The organism is Nonomuraea turkmeniaca, from assembly GCF_005889735.1.
GTDB classification, from domain to species: Bacteria; Actinomycetota; Actinomycetes; order Streptosporangiales; family Streptosporangiaceae; genus Nonomuraea; species Nonomuraea turkmeniaca.
In genome coordinates this window covers 1-24456 of record NZ_VCKY01000157.1, presented here as the reverse complement: position 1 = coordinate 24456, position 24456 = coordinate 1, and the positions used below count along the sequence as shown (strand labels likewise).

26 protein-coding genes are annotated in these 24456 nt (G+C 69.2%); 13 read left to right on the top strand and 13 right to left on the bottom strand.

Annotated features, from left to right (window positions below; genetic code table 11):
- The first annotated feature begins 524 nt into the window (after positions 1-524).
- Complete coding sequence (locus tag ETD86_RS35845; protein ID WP_211370525.1) at positions 525-1238, top strand: site-specific integrase; 714 nt, start codon at positions 525-527, stop codon at positions 1236-1238.
- Here the strand turns inward: ETD86_RS35845 and ETD86_RS60285 are convergent.
- Positions 1195-1941 (bottom strand): phosphotransferase, encoded by a 747-nt coding sequence (locus ETD86_RS60285; protein WP_138671086.1) that lies wholly within the window; start codon positions 1939-1941, stop codon positions 1195-1197. The genes ETD86_RS35845 and ETD86_RS60285 overlap by 44 nt on opposite strands.
- A gap of 93 nt (positions 1942-2034) precedes the next feature.
- Here ETD86_RS60285 and ETD86_RS55735 point away from each other — a divergent pair, with 93 nt between their 5' ends.
- The gene (locus tag ETD86_RS55735) at positions 2035-2199 is read left to right on the top strand and encodes a hypothetical protein (protein ID WP_170223443.1); all 165 of its coding nucleotides are present in this window, start codon (positions 2035-2037) and stop codon (positions 2197-2199) included.
- 471 nt (positions 2200-2670) lie between these two features.
- On the top strand, positions 2671-4095 hold the full coding sequence (rox, locus tag ETD86_RS35835) for a rifampin monooxygenase (protein WP_211370526.1): 1425 nt from the start codon (positions 2671-2673) through the stop codon (positions 4093-4095).
- A gap of 362 nt (positions 4096-4457) precedes the next feature.
- On the opposite strand, the gene ETD86_RS35830 is transcribed toward rox, so the two are convergent.
- The 4 genes from ETD86_RS35830 to ETD86_RS35815 all read right to left on the bottom strand — a co-directional run bounded on the left by ETD86_RS35830 (position 4458) and on the right by ETD86_RS35815 (position 8010).
- Positions 4458-4850, bottom strand: coding sequence for a hypothetical protein (locus ETD86_RS35830; protein WP_138671084.1), 393 nt, complete (start codon positions 4848-4850; stop codon positions 4458-4460).
- A gap of 223 nt (positions 4851-5073) precedes the next feature.
- On the bottom strand, positions 5074-6198 hold the full coding sequence (locus ETD86_RS35825; protein WP_138671083.1) for a serine hydrolase domain-containing protein: 1125 nt from the start codon (positions 6196-6198) through the stop codon (positions 5074-5076).
- Between the two features lie 49 nt (positions 6199-6247).
- Entirely contained in the window at positions 6248-7069 is an 822-nt protein-coding gene (locus ETD86_RS35820; RefSeq protein ID WP_138671082.1) for an ABC transporter permease, read from the bottom strand.
- The gene (locus ETD86_RS35815) at positions 7066-8010 is read right to left on the bottom strand and encodes an ATP-binding cassette domain-containing protein (protein ID WP_170223442.1); all 945 of its coding nucleotides are present in this window, start codon (positions 8008-8010) and stop codon (positions 7066-7068) included. The genes ETD86_RS35820 and ETD86_RS35815 overlap by 4 nt, the downstream gene beginning before the upstream one ends.
- Before the next feature lie 85 nt (positions 8011-8095).
- On the opposite strand from ETD86_RS35815, the gene ETD86_RS35810 reads away from it, so the two are divergent.
- Positions 8096-8881 carry a TetR/AcrR family transcriptional regulator gene (locus ETD86_RS35810; protein ID WP_138671080.1) on the top strand — a complete coding sequence of 262 codons (786 nt, stop codon included), beginning with the start codon at positions 8096-8098 and terminating at the stop codon, positions 8879-8881.
- A 126-nt stretch (positions 8882-9007) separates the two neighbouring features.
- On the opposite strand, the gene ETD86_RS35805 is transcribed toward ETD86_RS35810, so the two are convergent.
- The 3 genes from ETD86_RS35805 to ETD86_RS35795 form a co-directional block, all read right to left on the bottom strand.
- Positions 9008-9367 carry a nuclear transport factor 2 family protein gene (locus tag ETD86_RS35805; protein ID WP_170223441.1) on the bottom strand — a complete coding sequence of 120 codons (360 nt, stop codon included), beginning with the start codon at positions 9365-9367 and terminating at the stop codon, positions 9008-9010.
- Positions 9368-9456: 89 nt separating this feature from the next.
- Positions 9457-9711, bottom strand: a complete 255-nt coding sequence (locus tag ETD86_RS35800) for a hypothetical protein (RefSeq protein ID WP_138671078.1) — start codon at positions 9709-9711, stop codon at positions 9457-9459.
- A gap of 31 nt (positions 9712-9742) precedes the next feature.
- Positions 9743-10444: a TetR family transcriptional regulator gene (locus tag ETD86_RS35795; protein WP_138671077.1), complete on the bottom strand. Its 702-nt coding sequence runs from the start codon at positions 10442-10444 to the stop codon at positions 9743-9745.
- 79 nt (positions 10445-10523) lie between these two features.
- Here ETD86_RS35795 and ETD86_RS35790 point away from each other — a divergent pair, with 79 nt between their 5' ends.
- Genes ETD86_RS35790 through ETD86_RS59335 form a run of 3 tightly spaced genes read left to right on the top strand, consistent with a single transcriptional unit; the run spans position 10524 to position 14177 of the window.
- Positions 10524-11411, top strand: a complete 888-nt coding sequence (locus tag ETD86_RS35790; protein WP_138671076.1) for an alpha/beta hydrolase — start codon at positions 10524-10526, stop codon at positions 11409-11411.
- A 46-nt stretch (positions 11412-11457) separates the two neighbouring features.
- The gene (locus ETD86_RS35785; RefSeq protein ID WP_138671075.1) at positions 11458-13548 is read left to right on the top strand and encodes an AAA family ATPase; all 2091 of its coding nucleotides are present in this window, start codon (positions 11458-11460) and stop codon (positions 13546-13548) included.
- On the top strand, positions 13545-14177 hold the full coding sequence (locus ETD86_RS59335) for a helix-turn-helix transcriptional regulator (RefSeq protein ID WP_170223440.1): 633 nt from the start codon (positions 13545-13547) through the stop codon (positions 14175-14177). Before ETD86_RS35785 ends, ETD86_RS59335 begins: the two co-directional genes overlap by 4 nt.
- Before the next feature lies 1 nt (position 14178).
- Here ETD86_RS59335 and ETD86_RS35775 read toward each other — a convergent pair whose 3' ends face one another.
- On the bottom strand, positions 14179-14895 hold the full coding sequence (locus ETD86_RS35775; RefSeq protein WP_138671073.1) for a hypothetical protein: 717 nt from the start codon (positions 14893-14895) through the stop codon (positions 14179-14181).
- 887 nt (positions 14896-15782) lie between these two features.
- On the opposite strand from ETD86_RS35775, the gene ETD86_RS35770 reads away from it, so the two are divergent.
- The 4 genes from ETD86_RS35770 (at position 15783) to ETD86_RS35755 (ending at position 18569) form a co-directional block, all read left to right on the top strand.
- The gene (locus ETD86_RS35770) at positions 15783-16346 is read left to right on the top strand and encodes an HXXEE domain-containing protein (protein WP_138671072.1); all 564 of its coding nucleotides are present in this window, start codon (positions 15783-15785) and stop codon (positions 16344-16346) included.
- Between the two features lie 224 nt (positions 16347-16570).
- On the top strand, positions 16571-17035 hold the full coding sequence (locus ETD86_RS35765) for an SAM-dependent methyltransferase (RefSeq protein ID WP_138671071.1): 465 nt from the start codon (positions 16571-16573) through the stop codon (positions 17033-17035).
- Between the two features lie 17 nt (positions 17036-17052).
- Complete coding sequence (locus ETD86_RS35760; protein ID WP_138671070.1) at positions 17053-17871, top strand: SDR family oxidoreductase; 819 nt, start codon at positions 17053-17055, stop codon at positions 17869-17871.
- A gap of 20 nt (positions 17872-17891) precedes the next feature.
- On the top strand, positions 17892-18569 hold the full coding sequence (locus tag ETD86_RS35755) for a carboxymuconolactone decarboxylase family protein (protein ID WP_138671069.1): 678 nt from the start codon (positions 17892-17894) through the stop codon (positions 18567-18569).
- 185 nt (positions 18570-18754) lie between these two features.
- On the opposite strand, the gene ETD86_RS35750 is transcribed toward ETD86_RS35755, so the two are convergent.
- On the bottom strand, positions 18755-19891 hold the full coding sequence (locus ETD86_RS35750) for an MFS transporter (RefSeq protein ID WP_138671068.1): 1137 nt from the start codon (positions 19889-19891) through the stop codon (positions 18755-18757).
- A gap of 5 nt (positions 19892-19896) precedes the next feature.
- Here ETD86_RS35750 and ETD86_RS35745 point away from each other — a divergent pair, with 5 nt between their 5' ends.
- Positions 19897-20421, top strand: coding sequence for a MarR family winged helix-turn-helix transcriptional regulator (locus tag ETD86_RS35745; protein WP_138671067.1), 525 nt, complete (start codon positions 19897-19899; stop codon positions 20419-20421).
- A 284-nt stretch (positions 20422-20705) separates the two neighbouring features.
- Here the strand turns inward: ETD86_RS35745 and ETD86_RS35740 are convergent, their stop codons facing one another.
- The 3 genes from ETD86_RS35740 to ETD86_RS35730 are packed head-to-tail and all read right to left on the bottom strand — an operon-like array spanning position 20706 to position 23363.
- Positions 20706-21191, bottom strand: coding sequence for a GerMN domain-containing protein (locus tag ETD86_RS35740; protein WP_138671066.1), 486 nt, complete (start codon positions 21189-21191; stop codon positions 20706-20708).
- Positions 21188-22681: a sensor histidine kinase gene (locus ETD86_RS35735; RefSeq protein WP_138671065.1), complete on the bottom strand. Its 1494-nt coding sequence runs from the start codon at positions 22679-22681 to the stop codon at positions 21188-21190. Before ETD86_RS35735 ends, ETD86_RS35740 begins: the two co-directional genes overlap by 4 nt.
- Positions 22682-22688: 7 nt before the next feature.
- Entirely contained in the window at positions 22689-23363 is a 675-nt protein-coding gene (locus ETD86_RS35730) for a response regulator transcription factor (protein ID WP_170223439.1), read from the bottom strand.
- 192 nt (positions 23364-23555) lie between these two features.
- Between ETD86_RS35730 and vanY-N the strand changes: the two genes are divergently transcribed.
- A complete protein-coding gene (vanY-N, locus tag ETD86_RS35725; protein WP_138671064.1) occupies positions 23556-24116 on the top strand; it encodes a D,D-peptidase/D,D-carboxypeptidase VanY-N in 561 nt (186 codons plus the stop codon).
- Positions 24117-24456 lie beyond the last annotated feature (340 nt).

The following is a 24456-nucleotide window of genomic DNA, read 5'->3' as shown; positions in this document are numbered from 1 at the left end:
TCACGAGCGGATTCTCGCCCGACCGACCGTGAGCATGCTGGCGGATTTCAGACGTCGCGTTCGCCGAGACCTGCGCCATCCGCGACCTGAGGCACTACAGGGCGAACCTTGGCTGATACGGCACTAGAGCGGAAGAGCCCACGGGGTCTAACCCCCCGTGGGCTCCCCACCGCGGTGCGAGGACCGGTTCACGGAATGGCCACCTGGGCCGGCGGGCGTCCGGCTCCGCCGCTGGGTGGCCAAGACCGCGATCCACCGGCTGCTGTCGCGCCGTGACATCCCGCTGCGTGAGCGGGCGCTGTGGCGAATGTTGTATGAAACGGCGGCCAGAGCGGCGGAGTTATCTGGAGTAACTCTCGGTAGTCATCCATGTCAGGCAAGTAAAGTTGGCGCGTACTTGCCAGACAGATATCTAGGGGTCTTTCAGGCATGTCAGGCATGTCAGGTGCGCTGCCTCGGTTCTACCGGCCTGAGCGGGCGGTGGCCGCCGACGAGTCGGTGTCGTGGGCGGTGGTCGACGAGGATTGGAGCTGCATGTCGAGGCGTGCGCGTACTTGGCGGGGCTGCGTGCGGCGGGCCAGACGTTCAACACCGAGAAGACGTACGCGGGCCGGATCGCCTTGTACTTGTCGTACTGCCGGGGCCATGGGGTGGACTGGTCGAGCCCTAGCCTGGCGCAGCTGATGGCGATGATGCGCTGGCTGGTGGACGAGCCAATGCCGGCGCGCTCGCGCAGGCCGGCCGCGACGGCGCGCTACCGCAGCGAGGGCACCGCGAACGCGATCATGGGGACGGTCGGGGAGTTTCTGTCGTGGTGCTGCCTGCAGGGCTGGGTGCCGCCGACGGTGGTCAACGCGCTGACCCAGCCGAAGTATCTGCGCTTTCTGCCTGTCGGGTTCGACGCGGGCGAGGATGGCCAGAACCGGACCGTGATGGCCCGCACGATCACGTTCCGGGTCGCGGTCCCGGGCTATGAGTGGCTGTCGGATGAGGAGATCGCCGTGCTGCTCGGCCTGGCCCGGCACGCCCGCGACGCCTTCCTGATCCAGCTCCTGGCCGAGACCGGCATGTTCTCTGGGGTCGCCCAGCTCGCTGGGCGCATTTCCTTGCGTTTGTGCAGCTCAGAGGCTGTCGCAAAACACGGTAGTGATGGCAACACGTGTGGTGCAACGACCTTGTCCGGTGTGTTGAAGTTCAGGTGTGGGGCGAGAGCGGAGTGGGATCCGTGGTGCTCATAGGGAGTTCGTCTCGGTGATGATGAACTCGGTGTAGCTGTCGGGGGGTGTCATCCCGCGCGTGAGTATCCAGTGGACGCGGCCGGCTCCCGTCAGTGCCAGCGTTGCCCGGTATCCGAGGTCCACGTCGGTGGTCTTGAATCGGCCATTGAGGCCGTCCAAGTAGTGGTGGAGATGTTGCCCGAGAGTGGTGAGCGCCAGTGAAGCCAGGTCGGCGCCGACCGGGCCGGTCCCCAGGGGTCGCCCAGTCCAGGACGAGGGTGGTGAGGCCGTCTTCGGAGGCTCTGAGGTTGCCCTGGGAGAAGTCGCCGTGCACGAGGACGTGTGGGAGCTGGGACAGGCGCTTCAGCAGTTCACCGCGTTGTTCCCACAGTGCCGGGATCCGCGGGTGCACCTCCAGGTCGGTCCAGTTCAGATCGCTGGCCGCGATGCGCTGGGCGAGCTGGTGACCAGACAACCATGGCAGGTCCGGCGTTGTGGTGTCGGCTTGCCAGCGGCCCAGCGGTGCGCGGCCGTGGCCGGTGATTCTGGCGTGGTGCCCACGTCGGCGAGGTAGAGGCTGTCGCCGATGACGACAGCCGGGCCAAGCCGGTGTTGGGGCACGCGTCCCGGGAAACCGACGACCTTGCCGGGACCCGGGCGGCGGTGGATGAAGAAGACCGGGCGCTCGACGGCGGGCCTTGGTCCGCGCGCCTTTGCCCTGCAAAGTCCAGATCCTCGATGTTCACGGCCAAGACCTCTTCCGACCGCCCGGTGCTCTCATACAGCGACGAGGAGAGAACGGCTGCTGCCCTAGGCGTTGACTCTGCTCGTCCAGCCATCCGGGCCAGGCCAGTTCGGTCAGGCCGCCGTCATCCTGTTCGCGCGATCATCGCGTCCGGGCGGGCGGGATGATGTGCTCGGCGTCTTGCTGTGCGTCGTCATCGCGCTGGTCGTCAAGCTCGCCTACGACCAGTTCGCGTAGTGGCCACGAGCGAACCTCATCAGGGCAGCACCTTCCGAGATCCGGTCGGCCTCAGGGGCGGCCGGGATCAGACCGTCGACCGTGACCGGGACCAGCCGGGCCGCCACGCCAGATTCGCCCTGCAACCGCACGGGCCCGTTTGGAGTCGTGATCCCGCGGCTGGGAAAAGGATTGGACGGGGTGATGTTCGGGCTTGTAGCTTGCAGGCGACCATGACACCGCCCGAGGAGGTGAGACCCATGAACGCTGTATCGATGTGGGTGCTCCCCCTTCCGTCACGGTCGGGCGATTGACGTAGGTGTCGCCGGGAGCGCCTCGCCAACCAGGCACTCCCGAAAGGCAACACCTATGCACTCTCAGCAGGTCACCGCCGAGCCGCCGTCGAACGACAGGGTCGAGCGTGACTTCACGGTGGGCGACGTCGCCGCAGCTCTCAGGTCGCCGGCCTCCGGCGCCGATCGCGCGCCCCTCATGTTCGACGTGATCATTGTCGGGTGCGGGCCGACTGGCGCGATGCTGGCCGCCGAACTGCGGCTGCACGATGTGCGGGTACTCGTTCTGGAGAAGGAAACCGAGCCCAAGTCGTTCGTCCGCATAGTCGGTCTGCATATTCGCAGTCTCGAGCTGATGGCGATGCGCGGGCTGCTGGATCGTATTCTCGAACACGGAAGACAGCGTCCGGCCGGCGGTTTCTTCGCCGCCATCCCCAAACCCGCGCCCAAGGGCCTGGATTCCGCGCACGCCTATCTGCTGGGCATCCCGCAGCCGGTCATCGAACGTCTGCTCGAAGAACATGCGATCGTACTGGGTGCGCAGGTCCGGCGCGGTTGCGCGGTCGCCGGTTTCGAGCAGGACGACGAGGGTGTGACCGTCGAGCTGGCCGGCGGGGAACAGCTGCGTTCGCGCTATCTCATCGGCTGTGACGGCGGGCGCAGTACGGTGCGCAAACTGCTCGGCGTCGGCTTCCCCGGCGAGCCCTCACGGACCGAGACGCTGATGGGCGAGATGGAAGTGGGCATGCCGCAGGAGGAGATCACCGCCAAGGTGGCCGAAATCCACGAGACCCATCAGCCATTCTGGCTCCGGCCCTTCGGCGAAGGGGTCTACAGCGTCGTAGTCCCCGCCGCGGGAGTCAGCGACCGCGCGGAACCGCCCACCCTCGAGGATTTCAAACAACAGCTGCGCAGCATCGCCGGAACCGATTTCGGCGTGCACTCCCCACGCTGGTTGTCCCGCTTCGGGGATGCCACCCGGCTGGCCGAACGTTATCGGGTCGGGCGGGTGCTGCTGGCCGGCGATGCGGCACACATCCATCCACCCATCGGCGGACAGGGCCTGAACCTGGGCGTTCAGGACGCATTCAACCTCGGCTGGAAACTGGCCGCACAGATCCGCGGCTGGGCGCCGGAAACGCTGCTGGACACCTACCAGGCCGAACGTCATCCGGTCGCCGAGGACGTGCTGGACAACACCCGCGCCCAGATGGAACTGCTGTCCACCGAACCTGGCCCGCAGGCCGTGCGCAGGCTGCTCACCGAACTGATGGACTTCGACGAGGTGAACCGCTATCTGATCGAGAAGATCACCGCGATCGGCATCCGCTACGACTTCGGCGAAGGCCCCGACCTGCTCGGCCGCCGCCTGCGCGACATCGACGTGAAACAGGGCCATCTCTACGGTCTGCTGCATCGCGGCCGCGGCCTGCTGCTGGACCGCACCGAACGCCTGACCGCCGGCGGCTGGTCAGACCGGGTCGACTACCTCGCGGATCCCACTGCGGAACTGGATGTCCCGTGCGTCCTGCTACGCCCCGACGGCCACGTCGCCTGGATCGGCGACGATCAGCAGGACCTGGACGACCACCTCTCCCGCTGGTTCGGCAAGCCCGCCAGCTGATTGCGCCTGAGCAACCGAAAGGCCCGTGAGAAGGATCGGAACGGCCAGTAGCGACTGACCATCGGAAGGCTGGAAGCAGCATCTGCCGTGGTGCTCTGGCGCCGGAAGACGGCGGAAGAGCACCACGGGGTGGATCGGCGCAGGCGTCCGTGCGTTTATATAGGGGGACGACCGAGATACGTCGGAGAGCGGCCATAGCGATCTTGGCTGGCAGCCGCGGACCCTTGAATGGGTGGAAGTCGGGAAATCCTGTCGTCAGTTCAACCCCGAGGACGACCATCCGGGTCGATGGGTGGTCCTACCCGGCGAGTGGAGGGTCATGAAGCGCGGCGCGAAGAACTTCAGCATGACCACGTGACGTGTCAGCTTCGCAGGTCGCGCTCTGCGAAGCTGAGCCAGGGGTACGGCATGGGGAGCATCGCCGGCCAGAACAGGTGCGCCTGGTCCCAGTACCCGAACCCGCAGGTCGGTGGCCAGAGCCGGACCTGCTGCGGCAGCAGGATGGTCCCCAGCACCCATCGGTAGCTGATCGCGATCGCGGCGCCACCGGGCAGCAGGCAGCGCAGCGCCTGCCGTACCCATCGGGGGACCGCGGCGGCGCCGAGATCGGCGGACATGGCGTCGACCAGCCCGAAGGCCGCCGCCCCGCCGAGCAGGGTGCCACAGATGCGCATGAGCACGAGCGCGTCGCCCGCGGGCAGTGCCTCCCCGTGCTGCACCAGGCTCACCAGCCCGGCGGTGAAGGCGGCGACCACGACCGGAGGCCCCCAGTCGATGGCCCGGGCGAGCGTTCCAGCCCGAGCAGCGGCAGGGCCTGGTCGATCGTGCTGGAGGGCTTCATGAGCGTGTCCCCGTTGGCCTGGACCTTCTCGCGGGCGGCGAGGGTGGCCAGCAGCAGTTTGGCGTAGCCGATCTCGGCCGAACTGCTCCCGCCGAACTGCTCCGGCCGAACTGCTCCGGCCGAACTGCTCCGGCCAGTCAGCCGAGGGCGACGCCGTACATCGCCTTGATGATCTTGATGGGGATGTCCAAGGTCTTCGGCTCGATGTTGGTGTGGATGACGACGCTCTGCCGGCCGTCGTCGGTGCTCAGCGCGAGGGTGAAGGATCCCGGGAGGGTGCCGCTGACGCCACGCACGGTCAGGCCGCCCATCCCCGCGTTGTCGAACTCGATCACGCCGAGGCCATAGCGGGCGTGCGGCAACCAGACGACGCTGTCGTTGGCGACCGTGGTCCACATCTCGTGGTGCTGAGCCGGTGGCAGCAGGCCGCCGGTCGCGATCGCCTTGAGAAAGTGGGTCAGGTCTTCGGTAGTGGAGACGATGCCGCCGGCCGCCCAGCCCCATGAGGTGTTGAGCGCGGTGACGTCGATGGGCGGCTTGTCATGGTCGATCATTGACGCCCAGTTCTCCGCGGTGAGCGTCGCCGGGTCGACGCCATCCTTGAGGGCGCTGGCAACGTACGGCGTGGGATGCGGGTGGAGATAGCTTGTGGCGTCGGCGGGCCGTACGTAGGTGTGGGTCAGGCCGAGCGGCCGGATGACTGTGCGTTCGACTTCGGCGGCGTAGGTGTTGCCGGTGGCCTTCTCGATGATCGCGCCGGCCAGGTAATAGCCGCCGTTGGAGTAGATGAACCGCTCGCCCGGCTCGCCGACCGGCGGCTGGGAGACCGCGAGCTTCACCAGTTCGGAGGTGGTCCAGATGCGGGTTGGCTGCGTGGCGATGCTGTGCTGTAGCTCTGGTGCGAGGCCGGTGAGGAACAGGCCGCTGGTGTGGTTGAGCAGATGTCGGATGGTGATCTTGTCACCGTCGTAGCCGCCCGTCTCCATGACGCCGGGCAGCCATGTGTTCACCGGGTCCTCGAGGCTCAACCTGCCTTCGGCTGCCAGGGCCAGCACGGTGGCGGCGGTGAAGGCCTTGCCGGAGCTGCCGATGTGGAGGTACTCCCCTGGCTGACGCCGATGCCCGGTGGCGAGGTCGGCCACTCCTGCGGTGCCGAACCATGTTCCGTCGGCGTCGTGAACTTCGGCGACGATACCGGGAATGTTGTCCTCGGCAGCCCAGTCCAGGATCTGCTGCACCTCTTCGTGGATGTTTTGCGCCATTTTGATGCCCTTCGGAAGAGAACACACGGTCTGCAGATGCCTCGAGCGTTCAGCGTCCTCTGCGCATGTAGGCCCGGAGCGACAGCGGGACGAAGATCGCCAGCAGCGCGGCCGACCAGAGCAGGACGGCGGTCACCGGATGCGCGAGTGGCCAGGCCACGTTTCCGGACGGGGCGCCCGGGTTGCCGAACAGCTCCCGCGAGGCGGCGGTGAGCGCGCTCACCGGGTTCCAGTCGGCCACGAAACGCAGCCAGCCCGGCATGCCGTCGGTCGGGACGAACGCGTTCGACAGCATCGTGAACGGCAGGAACAGCGGCACCATCGCGTCGGCGACCTGGTCGTTCTTCACCGCCAGGCCCACATAGACGCCCACCCAGCTCAGCGCGTACCGCAGCACGATCATCAGCAGGAACGCCTGGGCCGTGGGGATCAGGCCGCGGTGCGGCTGCCAGCCCACCAGCAGGCCCGCGCCCACCATGATGGCCAGCATCAGCAGGCCGGTCAGCAGGTCGGCGCCGGTCTGCCCGAACGGCACCGCCACGCGCGCCATCGGCATGGAGCGGAACCGGTCCATCACACCGCGAGAGGCGTCGGTGGCCATCCGCGTCATGACCCCCATCACCGCGGAAAAGGTCACCATCGCGAACAGGCCGGGCATGAGGTACTCGCGGTAGTCGCCGCCGTCCGGCACCTGGATCGCGCTGCCGAAGACGTACCCGAACAGCACCACCATGACGGCCGGGAAGATCAGCGCGGCGACGAGTTCGCCGGGATTGTGTCGCAGCCGTCCCAGCTCGCGGCCGACCAGGGTCAGCCCGTCGGCGAACGTCCAGCGCAGGCGGTGGCTCAGCGGTGGGGTGAGGGCGGTCATCGTACGGACTCCTTGCGGTCGGTGAGGCGCAGGAACACCTCGTCGAGGGTGGGGCGGCGCAGCCGCACGTCGGCCGCGGCGACCTCGGCGCGGTCGAGCTCGCGCACGATGTCGGCGAGCCGGAAGCTGCCGTCCGGCAGGGCGACGCTGAGCCGGTCGGCGCCGGTCATCGTGGGATCGGTCCCGGCCAGGGCTTTCAGCACGGTCGCCGCCTGACTCAGGGCGGCGGGGTCTTCGAGGACGACGTCGAGGCGGTCGCCGATCGTGGCCTTCAGCTCGTCGGGTGTGCCCGTGGCGATCACTTGCCCGTGGTCGACGACGGCGATGTCGTCGGCCAGCTGGTCGGCTTCGTCCAGGTACTGCGTGGTGAGCAGGACCGTGGTGCCGTCCGCCACCAGCTCGCGGACGTTGTCCCAGATCTCGCCGCGGCTGCGCGGGTCCAGGCCGGTGGTCGGCTCGTCCAGGAAGAGCACTTCGGGGCGCAGGATGAGGCTGGTGATCAGGTCGAGGCGGCGCCGCATGCCGCCGGAGTAGCCGGTGACCTGCCGATCGGCGGCGTCCATCAGGCCGAAGCGTTCGAGCAGCTCGTCGGCCCGCCGGTGCGCCTGTCGCCGGGACAGGTGGGAGAGGCGTCCGAACATGCGCAGGTTGCCGCGGCCGGTGAGCTTCTCGTCCACGGCGGCGTGCTGGCCGGCGAGCCCGATCCTGGCGCGCACCTTGCCGGCGTCGCGGACGACGTCGTATCCGGCGATGCGGGCGTGCCCCGCGTCGGGATCGGACAAGGTCGCCAGGATGCGCACCGCGGTCGTCTTCCCCGCGCCGTTGGGCCCCAGCACGCCGCAGACCGTTCCCCTCGGAACGCTCAGGTCCAGCCCTCGCAGCGCATGGGTGTCGCCGAAGGACTTGTGCAGCCCCTCGGCGAAGACGATCGGATCCGCCATGACTCCTCCACTGGGTACGTTGTACGCGGTTATGTCGGCCAGGCTAAGTTACTGGGTACTATGTACGCAAGTGGGAGGTGGAACGGTGACCGACGCCGAGTACGTGAACATCTGGATGCGGCCCGAGCGCCCCTCCCGCGGGCCGAAGCCGGCCTACAGCCGCGCGCAGATCACCGAGGCGGCCGTCCGGATCGCCGACGCCGAGGGGCTGGAGGCCGCCACCATGCGGCGGATCGCCGCCGAGATCGGCGCCGGCGCGATGTCCCTCTACCGGTACGTCCCGAGCCGCGACAACCTGGTCGAGCTCATGGCCGACCGGCTGATGGGCGAGATCGACGTCACGGGCATGCCCTCGGGCGATTGGCGCGCCGACCTGACCCGCTACGCCGACGGGCTGCGGGCCATGTGGCTGAGGCACCCGTGGATCGCCACCGTGCAGCGGTCACTCCCCAGCTTCGGCCCCAACCAGCTGCTCTTGATCGAACGGCTGATGGGAGTGCTCGACGCCTTCGTCTCCATCGACGAGAACCTCAGCCTCATGGCCATGCTGAACAGCTACATCGAGGGCACCGTCCGCGAGGAGATCAGCTCGGCCAAGGAGTTTCGCCGCAGCGGGCTCAGCGAGTCGGAGTGGATGGCGCGGAGCTACCCGTACGTCGACCGGCTGGTGAAGAGCGGGGAGTATCCGATGTTCACCAAGATCGTGATGGAGGCGCGCCAGCCGCATCTGAGCCGCGACGACCAGTTCCGGTACGGGCTCCAGCGCGTCCTCGACTGCATCGCCGCGGCCCTCCCATCAACGGCCGAGTCTCCGATGCCGGCGCACCAAGAGGGGCGGGAAGAACAGGACAGACCAGGGCAGGGCTCGTAATCGACCATGCGAGAGGGCATCAAGCATGCTGCTGCGCACGGATGCGCTGGCCAGGCGGTTGAGCAGGCGCCGGACTTCGGCCAAGGCCATCGGAATGCCTGACCGCTGAAGGCGTCGGCCGAGCCGTCATCGGCGCCAGAAAGCGTCGTGGGCGCGCTGGTCGGCCACATATTCCCAGCGCTCCACGACCAGCCCTCGCTCGAAGCCGTAGACGTTGAAATTGTCCATCTCGACGCGCTCTCCACGGCGCTCCGCTGTCCAGCGGTGCAGAGTGACCGAGTAAGAGTCGTTGGCCTGTACAGAGAGCAGCCCGGTCTGGAAGGTGCCGCCCGTCTCTTCGCGCACGAGCATGCCGAGCCTGATGATGGCGTCCTTGCCGCGATGCTCGCCTGCCACGATACTGTCGCCGCCGATGTGGAAAATGGCGTCGTCGGCGATCAGGCCGAGATAACCGGTGAGATCGCCACTGCCGATCAGATCGTACAAGCGCCGGGTATGCACGGCGTTCGGGTGTGTGTCAGGTCTCATATGGTCACCATGCCGCAGCGGCGTGGCGAGATGGCATAGATCTTTGGTTATGGGTCGCTCGGCTGTACAAGGGGTCGGACCGAGCGGGCGCGCTTCAGCCGCGACGTCTTGACCAGGGCGATCGAGCGCAATGAGCACCTGTTCTTCTCGTCCGTGCTCCAGCCGTAGATCGTGATCTTGCTGCTGGGCCAGAACGGGGGCCGCGGGCCATTGCGTAGCGCCTGCGCGGTCGACGTGTTCTTGACGTACGCCACGGCGGCCGGGCACCCACTGATCGGCCGGGCGATGGAGGCTGCGAGCAAGGCTCCGTCTCAAAATCAAATCTCACAATCTTTAGATTTTGAGATGGCGATAGACGGTGGCCCTGGAGACCCCGAAACGGGCGGCGATCTCCTCGCCGCCGCAGCCCTCGGCGTACAGGGCACGCATCTGTGTGACCTGCTCGTCGGTGAGGATGGCGCGTCGTCCGCCGTTGCGTCCCCGGGCGCGCCCATGCGCCCGGGGCGCGACCGGGGCGCCCAGCAGTGCCCGCGCCCCGTCCAGGATCATGCTGCGCAGCTGATCGGCCGGTGCATCGCGGAACAGCACCACCGGATCAGCCAACCCGGCGACCACCTGACAGGCTCGCACCCGCTGCTCGAGCCCGCAGCCTGGACCAGCAACCAGCTCGTTGGCCAGGGCGATCGCGGTGCGGAAGCGGTCGGCGATCGGCGCCTGCACCAGCAGTGTCATGTCCTTGACCAGCATGGTGAGTGTCTGGCGGTGGCGCAGGTGCACATCGACGTAGCCCTCGATCGCCCGCCACCGCACCTCCTCGGCGCTGTCGCCGGACTCGGCCTCGGCCAGCACCGCCTCCAATTCGTCCAGCAGCGGAATGGTGAGCCGGCGGAGGATCTCCTCCTTGGAATCGAAGTGGTAGTAGAGCGCAGCCTTGCTGATGCCCACCTCGTCGGCGATGGCCTGCATCGAGGTGGCGCGGTAGCCGCGGGCGGCGAACAGGGCGCGCGCCGCCTCCAAGATTCGCTCGGATGTCATTCGATCTCACTTACCTGAGGTCAGTCCATTCGCTAGAGTGCTTACCGGCAGTCAGTCTATTGCTGCGGGGATGATCTGTATGCGAACCAAGGTGTCCTTCGCCGCCGCCGGCGTCCGGTGCGCCGGCTACCTCTACCTGCCCACCTGTTCCGGGCCGGTGCCGTGCCTGGTGCTCTGCCACGGCTTCAGCGGGACCATGGACCGGCTCTTCGACTACGCCGAGCGCTTCGCCGCCGAAGGCTTCGCGGCACTGGTGTTCGACTACCGCAGCTTCGGCGAGAGCGACGGCGAGCCCCGTCAGACCCCCGACATCGACGGCCAGCTGGTCGATGTCCGCGCCGCCGTGGCCTTCGCCCGCGCGCACGAGCGGATCGACCCCGACAAGGTGCTGCTGTGGGGCAACTCGCTGGGCGGCGCGCACGCCATCACCGTGGCCGCGAGCGATCTCCGAATCGCCGCCGTGGTGGCGCAGATCCCGTTCAACGGGTTCCCGAAGAAGGTCGAGGGCCGCTCGACCGGTGAGACGCTGCGACTGCTGGGCGCGATCGTCTGGGACGCGATCCGGGGCAAGCTGGGCCTGCGGCCGTACTACATCCCCATGGTGGGACGGCCGGGAGAGCTCGCCGTGACCGCGACTCCCGAGGCCGACCGGCACATCCAGACTCTGACCGGTGGAGGGGCGACGCTGTGGCGCAACAGCGTCGCGCCGAGAGGGCTGCTGCAGATGATGCGCTACCGGCCTGCCGAGGCCGCCGCGCGGCTGACCTGCCCGCTGCTGGTCTGCGTCGCCGCAGAGGACCGCGAAACACCCCTGGAGACCACCCGGGTGCTGGCCGACCGTGCGCCGCGAGGCGAGCTGCGTGTCTACCCCGGCAGCCACTTCACGTTCTACACCGACCTCAGCTTCCGGGACCGTGTGGTCACCGACCAGGTCGACTTCTATCGCCGGACATTTGCGACAATGTGAGCGTTCCCCACGGGTAACATCGCGCACCTTCATTCTTGGGAGAACCATGCTGCACGGACGTCAGGCGGAGCAATCCGTCATTGCCGAATTGGTGGAAGGCCGGTGCGGTGCGCTGGTCGTGCGCGGTGAGGCGGGCATCGGCAAGTCGGCCCTGCTGGAGTGTTCTGCGGCTGGAGCGCAGGCGCAGGTGTTAAGGGTGTCCGGTGTCGAGTCCGAGGCCGATCTGCCCTTCGCCGCGCTGCACGTGCTGCTCCGTCCCGTCCTCGAGCACGTCGAGGCGCTGCCGCGCCAGCAAGCGGAGGCGTTGCGCGGTGCGCTTGGCCTCGGCGGGGCCACTCGGGGAGACCGCTTCCTGGTCGGGCTCGCGACGCTCAACCTGCTGGTGGAGCTGTCGGCCGCGGGTCCGGTGGTCTGCCTGGTCGACGACGCGCAATGGCTGGACGGCGAGTCGGCCGATGCGCTGCTGTTCGCTGCACGTCGCCTGCATGCCGAGCCCGTCGCCGTCCTGTTCGCCGCGCGGGACGGTGACGTGCGGGACGGCGAGTTCCCCGCCAGGGGGCTGCCCGAGTTACGCCTGCGGGAGCTGGATGCCGAGGCGGCCGGCAACCTTCTCGCCGAGCAGGCGGCGGATCTGCCGCCTACCGTGCGCGACCAGCTGGTGGCCGAGGCCGGGGGCAACCCGCTGGCGCTGATCGAGCTGCCCCGCATGCTCACCCCAGAGCAGCGTAAGGGTGCCATGGCTCCGCTGTCCTTCTTCGCCGGTACGGCGCAGCCGGTGACGGACCGGGTGCTGATGGGGTTCCGCGACCGCGTCTCGGCGTTTTCCGCCGCGACCCGCTCCTGCCTGTTGGTGGCGGCGTTGGACCACCACGGCGGGTTGGAGGTGCTGGCACGCGCGGTCGGCCGGCTCGGCGCCTCGCTGGTCGACTTCGCTGAAGCCGAGCGCGCGGGTCTGGTCCGGGTGGGGCCCGAGGGCGTTGCCTTCCATCATCCGCTGGTGCGTACGGCGGTGCTGCTGGCCTGCGACATCGGCGACCGGATGGCCGCCCACCGGGCGCTGGCCGAGACCGCCGACGACGACCGGCGCGCCTGGCACCGGGCCGCCCTCACTCTGCAACCGGACGAGGAAGTGGCCGGGGAACTGGAGAACCTGGCGCTGCGCGCGCTGCGTCGCGGCGGGCAGACAGCGGTGTCGGCGGCTTACGCCCGCGCGGCCGAGCTGTCGCCCGACCCAGGCCGGGCCGTGGGCCGGTGGACCGCCGCCGCCCAAGCCGCGATCGAGGCGGGCCTGTGGCAGCGCGCGGGCGAGCTGGTGGCCAGGGCGCGGCAGCGGGCCAAGACGGTCACGCTGACGGGGTCGGCCAGGGCTGAACTCGCCTACGTGCGCGCCAAGCTGGAGGTCGAGGCGGGCCGGCCGCTGGATGGAGTACGGCTGCTGCACGACGGGGCCGAGGCGACCGACGACCTGCCCAGCAAGTTGTCGCTGCTGGCCATGGCGGGCTACTACACCTGGGCCAGTGCCACCCACCCCGACCAGCTCACCCTGGCCCGCCGTACCGAGGAACTGTGCCCGGACGGCGAGGGGCCGGTGGAGGCGGTGCGCACCGTCAACCACTCCTTCCGCCGGGTCCTGGAGGGCGACGCCACCCCCACGCTTCTGTCCGGCAGGCCGGGACGGGACGACCACATCCCCTACGAGCTGCGCTGCCTTCAGGTGTTCCAGGGCATCGTCGGCGAGAACGTCGCCAGCATGCTCGACGCTCCCACCGCGCTCGTCGAGGAATGCCGGCTGGAGGGACGCCTGGGGCGCTTGCCCCAGGCCATGGTGATCCTGGCCATCGCCGAGGTGCTCGGCGGCCGGCATCCCTCCGCGCGGGCCACGGTGACCACGGGCCTGGCCCTGGCCTCCGATGTCGGCCAGCCGATGTGGCGCGGCTACCTGGCGGGCATCCACGCCTGGCTGTCGGCGGTCGCCGGGCGCAGGAGGAGTGCGAGGCGATGGCCGAGCAGGCGATCCGTGACGCCGACCACCGTAAGTGGATGCCCGGAGCCGGTTGGGGGGAGTGCGCCCGTGCGATCCTCGACCTCGGGATGGGCCGCTACGAAGCGATGCTTGACCGGGTGGACCGGGCGATGAGCGGTCCCACGAGCCATGCCTTCCTGTGGCGGTACTCCTGGCCCGACTACATCGAGGCCGCTGTCCGGGTGGGGAAGCCACGGCGTGCCCAGGACCTGCTCCACAGCTTGGCTGCCTCCGCCGAGGCTACGGGCCGGACCGCACCGCTCGCCCTCCTCCAGCGGGCGCGTGCGCTGCTGAGCCCCGACAGCGCGGCCGGGGCGCTGTACGAACGGGCGCTGGCCCTGCACGCCCAGGACCGGCAGCCGTTCGACGAGGCACGCACCCGCCTGGTCTATGGCGAATGGCTGCGCCGGAACAGGCGACGAGCTGAGGCGCGCACTCAGCTCCAGGCCGCCATGGAGGCCTTCGACCAACTGGGCGCCACTCCTTGGGCTGCTCGCGCCGCCACCGAGATGCGCGCGACCGGGCTCAGCCTGCCGGACCGCTCGCAGGCCGCAGATCCGCTGGCCGTGCTGACACCGCAGGAGCTGCAGGTGGTACGGCTGGCTGCCACTGGCGCGTCCAACCGCGAGATCGGCGCGCGGCTGTTCCTGAGTCCCCGCACCGTCGCATCCCACCTGTACAAGGCCTTCCCCAAGCTGGGCGTCGCCTCCCGCGCCGAGCTGGCCAGGCTGGAGCTGGCATAGGTCAGACCCGGCGGTAGATGATCGGCTGCGCGGCAACGCCGTTGGCCTTGAAGTTGGCCAGCACAAAACTGCGGAAAGTGGGCCGGAACATCAGGCTGGGCAGGAAGGCGCGCAGGGTCGGCCAGCTGGCGTGGTTGATGAGCCCGTAGTCGGCGCTCTCACCCTCGATGGGCCGCATCAGCGCGGAGTTCGGCAGCGCGGTCTTGGCCTGGAACCAGCCGGCGGTGTAGTCGAACACCTTCAGCAGGGTGTCGTGGTCGTCGGCGTAGAAGTAGTTGAACAGGAAGTTGTGGTCCTGGCTGTGGTCCACATCGCCGAGCCGCGCGGCGTTGCTCGCGACGATCTCGTGGGTACGGCGAGCCGCCGCGCGCAGCGGCTGCGCCAGTTCCTTGTAGGCCGCACTCTCGCGCACGGCGAGCGCCGCCTCCACGGACACGGTGCGGATCAGCACGACGACGTCGTAGCGTGCCGGTTGGATCCCCCTGGCGGCCAGCAGCTTGTCGCCCTCTCCTGGGGTACGGAACAGGGCGCGGAACACGTTGACCTCACGAGCCTCGACGCCCCCGGCCAGGGCCTTGAGGTGAGCGGCCAGCCGAGTGGGGGCGGACGGGAAGTAGCTGCGCCAGACGCCCACCTCGCCGGCCAGCACGATGAAACCATCGCCGGTCGTGGGCAGCGCACGGGCCTTGACGGCCAGATGATCATTGATAAGTTTCATACCGCCGACGCTAGGCCGCACCTCTCGCCGGCCGCCTCAGTCACTTGACTGCATCACCATGCTGATCACCCTCCCTTGGGCTCTGGAGAGAGTGGTCGAGAGCTCCCATACACCGCCCATGCTGAGCATGCTCTCCTCCGCAACGAAGCGACCACGTCCAGCTCGCACAGGGCCACCGGAGGCGGAGCGGGCCCAGGCCCGGAAGCACGGTGACGGTGTAGTGCGTGCCCGCCGCCTGCACACTGTCAGTGCCGCCGCCGAGCCGGCGTGACGTGACGGCGGACCGGACGCGCCCACGACAAGCAGGCAGACATGCGCGTACTTTGTCGTGCTGGTGGCCAGGAGATGCGCAGGGGCCTCACGGTGGACGGCGAGCTCGTCCACCGGTCGGTCGCGCCGTCGGCCCGGCGCAGAGTCAGATGCTCTCGGTCCCGTGGTGGGTCGGGCGGACAGCGTCGAGACCCGTCCTTGCGAGTATGGCCGGCAACGCGGCGGCACTCTAGCCGACCCGCGCCGAACCGGTCGAGCTGCTCCCCGCCGGTCGGCGCGCCACCCCACCTCCAAGCTCGTGGGGTGAACGGCGTGCGCGCTCACCTGCAGCGGCGCCGGTACCGACGAGACTCGGGCGATGAGGGGCGTCACCTCGCCCGCTCCGAAGGTCTGCGTCACCCGTAGATCCGCCCAGCATCGGCGACGTGCAAGGAACGCGACCGTTCGTTGATCAACTTCATGTGTGTGAAGACGCGCCGAGGCCGCTGTGCCTCGCCTCCGTCGCTTGACTGGTGTGACCGCGAACGTACATCAGTCACGTGACGGAGGCGGCGATCACCTCAAGATTCATAGGGTCAGGGCCATGCCCAAACGACCTGAGCCCTACGGCGACCGTTATGGCGATCCTGGCCGTCGCGTTCTGTGCCTGGGCTCTGCTGACCCTTCCCATCCAAGGCGCCATCGTCCTCGTGGTGGCCAGCGTGCTCGCCTGGAGCGGTTGGATGGCCTTCAGCTACGCCCGGCCGGTGAAGTCCAGGAAGGTGATCGCCGTCTACCTGTGCGCGGTCGGCTTCCAGCTCATCCACATGGCCGAGGAGTACACCGGCGGCTTCCCCCACGAGATCGTCGAGCTGTTCGACTCACCGCGTGACTGGCCGGAGAACGAATTCCTGCTCGTCTTCGTCTTCGGGTTCGGCGCTCTCTACTTCTTCGCCGGCGCCGGCGCGCTCTATCGAATCCGCGTGGCCAACTTCTTCCTGTGGTGGTACGCCCTGGGCGCCGGCCTGCTCAACGGCATCGCCCACTTCGTCTTCCCGATCCTCAAGGGCGGCTACTTCCCCGGCCTGTACACCGCCGGCGGCCACTTCATCATGAGCGGGCTGCTGATCTACTCCCTCATCAAAGAGAACCGCCTGCTCAAGGCGGAGGAGCAGCAGCAGGTTCAGTCGCTGGTCAGGTAGCGCAGGATGGCCGGCGCGAGCCACTCGATCACCCCCCCCGGCACGTGGGAAGGCCACCAGCGCCGCTCTGGGCATCGCCCGCTCCCCTGTAAAGGCGCCGATCGTCAGCACTCGCGCGCCGAGGACCTCGCGCAGCCGCACGGCCCGCCGCCTCATTGGTCGCCCCGACGCTGATGGGCTTGGGCAAGAGAGCATTTCGATGATTTCGACCGACTGGAGGAAATATGGAACGAATCGTCGTGCAGCCGGTAGGAACGGTCATCGGTGGGCGCGCTGAGGCGTTTGACGACGACTGGAATGTCGAGAAGGCGCTGATCCGTCTCGACGGAACGCGTTTCGGGCCGGAGGCGCTCGCCGGACTGGACGCCTTCTCGCACCTGGAGGTGGTGTTCCAGTTCCACCTCGTGGACCCATCCTCGATCAACACCTCCGCCCGTCACCCCCGGGGCAACCCGGACTGGCCTAAGGTCGGCATCTTCGCTCAGCGGGGCAAGAACCGGCCGAACCTGCTGGGCGTCTCGCGCTGCCGGGTGGTTGCCGTGGACGGCCTGGACCTCCATGTCCGCGGCCTGGACGCCATCGACGGCAGCCCGGTCCTGGACATCAAGCCCTACATGGCCGAGTTCGGCCCGCAGGGCGAGACGGTGCAGCCGGAGTGGGCGACCGAGCTGATGCGCACCTACTACTGACCTGGAAGGAACCTCTCATGTCGAAGACCGTCCTGGTGACCGGCGCCTCCACCGGCATTGGGCGTGCCACCGCGCTGCTGCTGGCCCGCGAGGGCTTCACCGTCTACGCGGGGGTGCGCAAGGAGTCCGACGGCCAAGCACTCGGCCCCACCGTCACACCCATCATTCTCGACGTCACCGACGCCGGCCAGATCGCGGAGGCCGCCGAGCGCCTGGGCCATCTCGATGCCCTGGTCAACAACGCCGGGATCGGCGTCACCGGACCGCTGGAGTTCGTCCCCCTGGACGCGTTGCGCCGGCAGTACGAGGTCAATGTCTTCGGCCAGGTGGCCGTCACCCAGGCGATGCTGCCGAAGCTGCGCGCCTCGCGCGGGCGCGTGGTCACGGTCGGCTCGGTGGGCAGCTGGATCACATTGCCCTTCGGCGGTCCGCTGTGCTCCTCCAAGCACGCCATCCGCTCGCTGAACGACGCGCTGCGCATGGAGGTCAAACCCTGGGGGATCCGCGCGGTACTCATCGAACCCGGCTCCATTCACACAGACGCGGTGGACAAGCTGGAAGACGAGGTCGAACCCCGCCTGGTCTCCCTCGGCGAGCAGGGCAGGCAGCTGTACGGCACTGCCTACCGCACCATGACCACCGCCGGGCTCAAGGAGGAGCGCTCGGGCTCCAGCCCCGACGTGGTCGCCCGCGCGGTGCTGCACGCCCTGACCGCGCGCAAGCCCCGCTCCCGCTATCCGGTCGGCAAGAAGTCCCGGCTGATGAGCACGCTCGGCCGCATCCTCCCCCAGTACACCCTCGACCGCCTGCGCCTGCGCGCGCTCGGGCTGTCCTAAACCCCGAACGGAGCACACCGATGCCCCAGCTCGCCGGAGCCGACGCCCTCGTCGCGCTCGACCCCGTTTTCGCCAGGCTCGCCGTCGGTGCGGGCCACAACCTGTGGGGCCTGACCCACCTCACCATGCGGGAGAAGGCCTTCGTCTGCCTGACCGCCGACCTGTGCCACCCTCACCTGGACCTGCCGTTGGCCATGCACGTGCAGATGGCCCTGGCCAATGGGGTCGAACCCGAGTCGATCCGGGAGCTCTACCGCCACTTGGCCCCCTACGTGGGCTACCCCATCCTCGTCCCGGCCTTCCAGCGTCTGGCTGAGCTCGGCCTCCCAGAGGCATCCGACACCGAGGTGGTCAAGCCGGTGCCGCTGACCGGGCCGCTGGCCCGCGCCGTACGCGACCTCGAGGACGTGGACCCGGGCCTGGCCGTCTTCACCGAAGACCAGCTCGCCCAGCGCTGGGCTCGCACCCACCTCAGTGTGCGCGAGCGGGCCATCGCCTGTCTGGTCGTGGACGTCTTCTACCAGACGTTGGGCGAATCCCTTCGCCTGCACGCCGAACTGGCCAAAGCGGCCGGAGCCACCGAGGAGACACTGCGCGATCTGCTCCGCGGCCTGGCCGAGTTCGGGCTACCCCGAGCCTGGGCCGCCGCCAAGGCCCTCCTTCCTCAGCGGGGCTCCGGCTCGGGGACCGGCACATGAGTGGTGCGTGTCAACAAATGTGACAGTAGCCCCGGTTCACCGGACGTTTCCTACTCAAGGGCCAAGCCCGCGCACGCTTCAGCCACTACCAGCGACAAAGCAGCCTGGAGAAATGAAGATCACGATCTACGGCTGGAGTCAACACCGTTGAGTTAACGCCGCGACCTGTCCGTCAAGGGATGCGTTCACGGTCGGCCGTCCTGAGGCAGCGTGCGCCTACGGGTGAGGGCGATGGCGAGGCCCGCTGCCAGGGCAGCGGTTACCAGGAGGAAGGCCGGGCCGCCGCCGTACCGGTCGCCGAGCGGGCCGGCGAGCGCGGCTCCGATGGCGCTGCCGATCTGCCCGAGGGTGGTCAGCCAGCCGTACAGTTCGCTGCTGCGCGGCCCGGCGATCACGGCGACGAGCTGGTCGCTGGTGGCCAGCCAGGGCGCGAGCGCGATACCGAACAGGGTGATCGTGACGGCCATCGTCGCGACCGTGGCCGGCAGGGCCAGCGGCAGCGAGGTCGCGGCGAGCGTGCCGAGCAGCCAGAGGTAGCGATCACGGTAAGCGCCGCGTGGTCCGCGTACCGCCAGGGCCAGGCCGCCGGCGAGGCTGCCGACCGACCAGAGCGCCACCAGCAGCCCGGCCTGGTGGGAGGCGCCGGCGTGGGCGGCGAAGGCGGGCAGGAGCACCCACATCGCACCCATGCAGACCCAGTAGGCGAGGTAGGCGCCGGCGAGGGTGCGCACGGCGGGCAGGGCCGTGAGGGACGGCCCTGCCCGGCGGGACGGGCGCGGAAGAGCAGGTGTGAACGCGATGCCGGCGCCGAGGGCGGCGGCGCCGGCAAGTGCGCTGGCGACGAGCGCGGCGGCCGGACCGGCAAGCGTCCCCCAGCCGGTCACCCATAAGGGCGAGGCGATGTAGACCGTCTCGTTGGCGACGGCGTTGACGGCGTAAGCCCTGCTGGGATCGCCGGTGGCGACGAGGCGCGGGAGCATTGAGCGCAGGCTGCTGGAGATCGGCGGCGTGCACAGCCCGCACAGCGCCGCCGCACCCATGACCGGCAGCAGGCCATGACTGGCCGCGAGCGCGAGCTCGGTGACGAGGAAGAGCGCGCCGGAGGTCATCAGAATGCGCCGGTCGCCGTACCGCGCCAGCGCGCGGGACCACCAGGGCGCTGACAGCGCCATGCCCGTCGCCGCCGCCCCACCTGCGAGGCCGGCGCCGGTGAAGCCGCCCGCCTGCTGGGCGGCCACCAAGGCGATGAGCAGGGGCCGCATCGCCACGGGCAGTTGTGCGGCGTTGTAGCAGACAATCAACCCTGAGACGCGTACATTCATTAGTAATGAATGCACGAGACAAGCATGCCGGAAACCTGCTCGGCGCATCCGCCCTGTTCGTGACGGGAATCATCCGCGAAGCGGTGACCGGAGCGGTCGGCTCGGGTGGCGCGCTGGGAGAAGCACTGATTGCCATCAAGGACCAGCCGGGGCGCACGGCGGACTGGCTGGGCGGCGTGTTGCGGATCTCCCAGCCGGGCACCGCCCATCTGGTCCGCCGGTTGACCGAACAGGGCTGGCTCGAGCGCAGCAGTCGGGGCCGCGCGCGCCCGCTGTGGCTCACGCCTGAGGGAGAGCGCGTGGCGGCAGCGGCGCTGTCGGCCCGGCAGGGCGCCTTGCAGCGGCTGATCGAGCGGCTGACCGACGAGCAGCGTGAGCACCTGGTGCCGATCGCGGCAGCGCTGCTCGGGCCTGAGGCACGCAGCGAGCGGCTGGTGGCCACGCTGTGCCGGCTGTGCGACCGGGCCAGCTGCCCGCAGTGCCCCGTCTACGAGGAGTGGCGACAAGCAGCGCGCTCCGATATGTCTTGATCGCCTGCTCCAGGTGCACCACGTCGGAAGAGATCGTCCCGTCCGACAGCCCGCAGCCGCCCGAGCCGGAATGCGGCATCGCCGCGGTCGGCGCATGCGGACGGGACGCCGGCCGGCGTGCGGGCGCGGCGATGGCCGCCGGCGTGCCAGTGCCCGCTGCCCCGCGCGCGGCTACCCGCCCCGTCGCCGCGGTCATCGACGTCGCCACCACCGCCAGCCGCACGCTCCACTCAATCTGACAAGACCACGGCGAACTGTCCAAAGCAGAGGATAGGTCGCTACCGTTACCGCGGGCAGCTCCGGGGGCCGACTCCATGCCCTGCACCGACGACGGTGACCTGGGTAATGCTTTCCGGCGCCGCGGCGGCGGCCGTGCACACGATCTGCTCAACGGCCAGTGTGGACAGTTCGGTGGCCGGAGTGGACAGGGTCACCACCAAGCGGCCGGCCGGCTTGGCGGTCACCGAGAACGGGCCGGCTTCGGGCGGGACGTCGGTGGTGAATCCGTGCGCCTGTTCCCCTGCGGTGGGTTCGTCTGCCAGCAGCGCGAGCGTGTCCGCCAGGAACATGGGACGGTCATTGGGCCGCGTTACCGTGCTGAGTCGGCCGTTCTTCACCAGATAGAGGGTGATCGTCGTGGTTGGTGCGACGCGTCCGCTCGGCGGTTCGCCTGCGCGGATGGCGTCGCTGGGTTGCACGCCGCAGCCGGCCACGGCGACGAGCGATACGAGGCCCGCCGCGAGCATGCGGCGGGCGAGCCCGGTCCTCACTCAGGGCCTCCGTCCGGATCGTGTGCCCGGCGTGGCAGGCGCAGCGTGAACGTGGCGCCGCCGTCCGGGGCGTTGGTGACGGTGAGGTCGCCTTGGTGCAGGCGCGCGTTCTCCCGCGCGATGGCGAGCCCGAGGCCGCTGCCCTCGGACCTGGCCCTGGCCGCATTGGCCTTGTAGAACCGGTCGAACACGTGCGGCAGCACCGCTTCGTCCAGCCCCGGTCCGTGGTCGCGGACCTCGAGAGCGATCCAGTGAGGTTCGGCGGAAAGCCGTACCGACACCGGTGGCTCGCCGTGCCGCAGGGCGTTGCCGACCAGGTTCGCGAGGATGACGTCCACTCGGCGCGGGTCCAGCCGTGCCGTCACCGCGGGTGGAAGCTCGGTGTGCACCGCCTCCGACCAGCCCCGGGCACGCAGGGTCGCGCGCACCAGCTCGGCCACGTCGACCTCGTTCAGCGTGAGGGCCGCGACGCCGGAGTCGAACCTGCTGATCTCGATGAGGTCGTTCACCAGCCCGGTGAGGTTGAGCGTCTCCTGGCTGACCAGCCTGGCGGCCTTGCCGGCGGGCTCGGGCAGCCCGGCCGCCTCCTCGTCGAGGACGTCGGCGACCGCGGCGAGCGCGGCCAGCGGGGTGCGCAGCTCGTGGGACACGTCGGCCACGAACCGGCGGGCGTCGGCCTCCATCTCGCGCAGCTGCTTGACGTGCCGTTCCAGCTCCGCGGCGGTGTTGTTGAACGTGCGTGCCACGTCGGCCAGCTCATCGGAGCCGCGCACCGCGATCCTGGTCCGCAGCTCGCCCTCGCCCAGCAGGCGTGCCGCCCGACCGAGCTCGCGCACCGGGCGCAGCACGCCACGGGCGGCCAGCAACGCCAGGACGACCGCGAACGCCAGGGCCGCCCCGCCGGTGAGCCAGGCGAGTGCGGCGAGCCCGTCGATGCTGCGCTGTTCGGCAAGCAGGCTGCGCGCGGTGTAGACCTCGATGCCGGACATCCGCGTCCGGTCCCGCTCGACGATCAGCAACGGCGCGCCGATGATCAGGTAGGGCTCGCCCTGCCACACCACACGTTGCCACGCGATATCGCCGCCGGCCACCACCCGCCGCAGCCCCTTGGGAATCGCCCAGGGATCCAGGATCGGCGCGTTCCCGCCCGGCTTCCAGAGCCCTGCCGGCGGGCCAGGGGACCCGTCGGCAGGGGGGCCGGGCCGCGAGTGCTCCTCGTGGTAGACGGCGACCGCGAAGCTGTTACCGTCGGTCATGGTGCGGGCGATCTCGTCGAGCTCGGCCTGGCCCGGCGTCGCACTCTGCAACGGGAAGAGCGCCTCCAGACGGCTTCTCATCGCCTGCACCGCGGCATCCTGGGCTCGCTGCAGGATGTCGTTGCGGGCCTGGACGTAGATCCCGCCGGCCACCGCCGCCGCGGTGACCACACACAGCAGTGCGAACGCGAACAACAGTCGGGCACGCAGCCCCAGGCTCGGCCGAGGTGTCACCGGCGGCTCACACCGGCCCGAACCGGTACCCGAACCCACGCACCGTCTGCACGTAGACGGGCGCCGCCGAGTCGTCCTCGATCTTCGCGCGCAACCGCTGCACGCACGCGTCCACGAGACGCGAGTCGCCGAAATACCCGTGCTCCCATACCGACTCCAGCAGCTGCTGGCGGCTGTGTACCCGGCCCGGCGTGCCGGAGAGCTCGAGCAGCAGGCGCAGCTCTGTCGGCGCGAGGCTGACCGGCACGCCGCGCTTGGCGACCACCAGCCCGGCCCGATCGACGGTCAGGTCCCCGTGCCGCTCCAGTTCCGCCTGGTCGCGGCCGATCCGCCGGAGCACCGCGCGAATGCGTGCCTCGAGCACCCTGGGCTGCACCGGCTTGACCACGTAGTCGTCGGCGCCCGCCTCCAACCCGGCCACCACGTCCATGTCGTCGCCGCGCGCGGTCAGCATGATGATCGGTACCTCCCTGGCGGCCCGGATGCGGCGGCAGACCTCGAACCCGTCCATGCCAGGCAACATCAGATCGAGCACGACGACGTCGGGAAGGTCCGTACGCAGCCGGTCCAGCCCCTGCTCGCCGGACTCCACCGCGCGCACCCGGTGCCCATGCCGGGTCAGGGCCAGCTCAAGGCCCTCCCGCACGGCCGGGTCATCCTCGATCAACAACACTCGCGACACGCCGCCGAGTATCAACAGCACACTCCGTAACTCGCCCGCCGGTCAACCCCATCCACTGTCGGCCGGCCGTGTCCCCACCTCGTCAGCGCCGTGTCATGGTTGTGTCACGGTCGCGCCGACGGTGGCCGCCGTCGACAAACGGTGACATGCGGCGGACAACGCACGCACATTCGGTGCCAATCGTAGTTCGTCATGAACGAACCACGTACCATCCCACCTCGGCCCCGTGACCGGCTGTTCGCCGCGGTCACGATGGTGCTCGCCGTGCTCCTGCTGCCCGTGGCGTTCGTTCGCCATCCCGGCCGGGCCCGCGAACTGGCCTGCCGCTGGGCGTTGGGGATGCGATTCCCCGCCGAAGACCTCACCGGGCTCACCGACGGCGCCATGGCGGCGTTCACCGCGGCGCGCACCGAGGCGCTCTGGCGTCACGGCCAGCTCATCGGCCTCACCTCGGGATACCGCGATCCCCTGGTCCAACAACGGATGTTCGACGAGGAGGTGCGCCGCTCCGGCTCCCCGGCCTCGGCACGAATGCTCGTGCTACCACCAGCGGAGTCCAACCACGTCAAGGGCATCGCGCTGGACGTGCGCCCCCACGAAGGGGCGCGCTGGCTCGAGGAACACGGCGCCCGCTACGACCTCTACCGGATCTACGACAACGAGTGGTGGCACTTCGAGTACCGCCCGGACTGCGGCGGCACGCCACCACGACGACGACCCCACCCCGGCGTGGGCTGCGTAAGCGAGATGTAGCCCAGGTCTGGGTCCACCCATGTAGGCGATTCGGGGACGTTGACGGGTTTGCGCCCGAGAACCGAACCGGTAATCCGACCAGCGCGGCCGAGTATTCGGCCCGGGCATTCAACAGCGGTATCGATCGGCTGTCCGGAGAGGGGTTTGGGGTATGTCGTCGGGGAGTGGTCATGGGTCCGGGTTGCTGGGCTGGCGCCTGCAAGCGGCGCGGGAGATGGCGTTTGTGGGGCGGGGGGAAGAGCTGGCGGTTTTCCGTGCGGCGTTGTATGGCGGTGGCTGCGGGGTGGTGAGTGTTGTGTTCGTGCATGGTCCGGGTGGGATCGGGAAGTCGGCTTTGTTG

What these genes read in the sequence shown, in the direction of transcription:
- ETD86_RS35815 (WP_170223442.1), bottom strand. Translation starts at nt 8,010, where the DNA reads ATGGCGGATCCGATCGTCTTCGCCGAGGGGCTGCACAAGTCCTTCGGC.
- ETD86_RS35745 (WP_138671067.1), top strand. Translation starts at nt 19,897, where the DNA reads ATGAATGCACGAGACAAGCATGCCGGAAACCTGCTCGGCGCATCCGCC.
- rox (WP_211370526.1), top strand. Translation starts at nt 2,671, where the DNA reads ATGTTCGACGTGATCATTGTCGGGTGCGGGCCGACTGGCGCGATGCTG.
- ETD86_RS35795 (WP_138671077.1), bottom strand. Translation starts at nt 10,444, where the DNA reads ATGACATCCGAGCGAATCTTGGAGGCGGCGCGCGCCCTGTTCGCCGCC.
- ETD86_RS35750 (WP_138671068.1), bottom strand. Translation starts at nt 19,891, where the DNA reads ATGAATGTACGCGTCTCAGGGTTGATTGTCTGCTACAACGCCGCACAA.
- ETD86_RS35785 (WP_138671075.1), top strand. Translation starts at nt 11,458, where the DNA reads ATGCTGCACGGACGTCAGGCGGAGCAATCCGTCATTGCCGAATTGGTG.
- ETD86_RS35770 (WP_138671072.1), top strand. Translation starts at nt 15,783, where the DNA reads ATGGCGATCCTGGCCGTCGCGTTCTGTGCCTGGGCTCTGCTGACCCTT.
- ETD86_RS35825 (WP_138671083.1), bottom strand. Translation starts at nt 6,198, where the DNA reads ATGGCGCAAAACATCCACGAAGAGGTGCAGCAGATCCTGGACTGGGCT.
- ETD86_RS35820 (WP_138671082.1), bottom strand. Translation starts at nt 7,069, where the DNA reads ATGACCGCCCTCACCCCACCGCTGAGCCACCGCCTGCGCTGGACGTTC.
- ETD86_RS35765 (WP_138671071.1), top strand. Translation starts at nt 16,571, where the DNA reads ATGGAACGAATCGTCGTGCAGCCGGTAGGAACGGTCATCGGTGGGCGC.
- vanY-N (WP_138671064.1), top strand. Translation starts at nt 23,556, where the DNA reads ATGAACGAACCACGTACCATCCCACCTCGGCCCCGTGACCGGCTGTTC.
- ETD86_RS35760 (WP_138671070.1), top strand. Translation starts at nt 17,053, where the DNA reads ATGTCGAAGACCGTCCTGGTGACCGGCGCCTCCACCGGCATTGGGCGT.
- ETD86_RS35790 (WP_138671076.1), top strand. Translation starts at nt 10,524, where the DNA reads ATGCGAACCAAGGTGTCCTTCGCCGCCGCCGGCGTCCGGTGCGCCGGC.
- ETD86_RS35755 (WP_138671069.1), top strand. Translation starts at nt 17,892, where the DNA reads ATGCCCCAGCTCGCCGGAGCCGACGCCCTCGTCGCGCTCGACCCCGTT.
- ETD86_RS59335 (WP_170223440.1), top strand. Translation starts at nt 13,545, where the DNA reads ATGAGCGGTCCCACGAGCCATGCCTTCCTGTGGCGGTACTCCTGGCCC.
- ETD86_RS35775 (WP_138671073.1), bottom strand. Translation starts at nt 14,895, where the DNA reads ATGAAACTTATCAATGATCATCTGGCCGTCAAGGCCCGTGCGCTGCCC.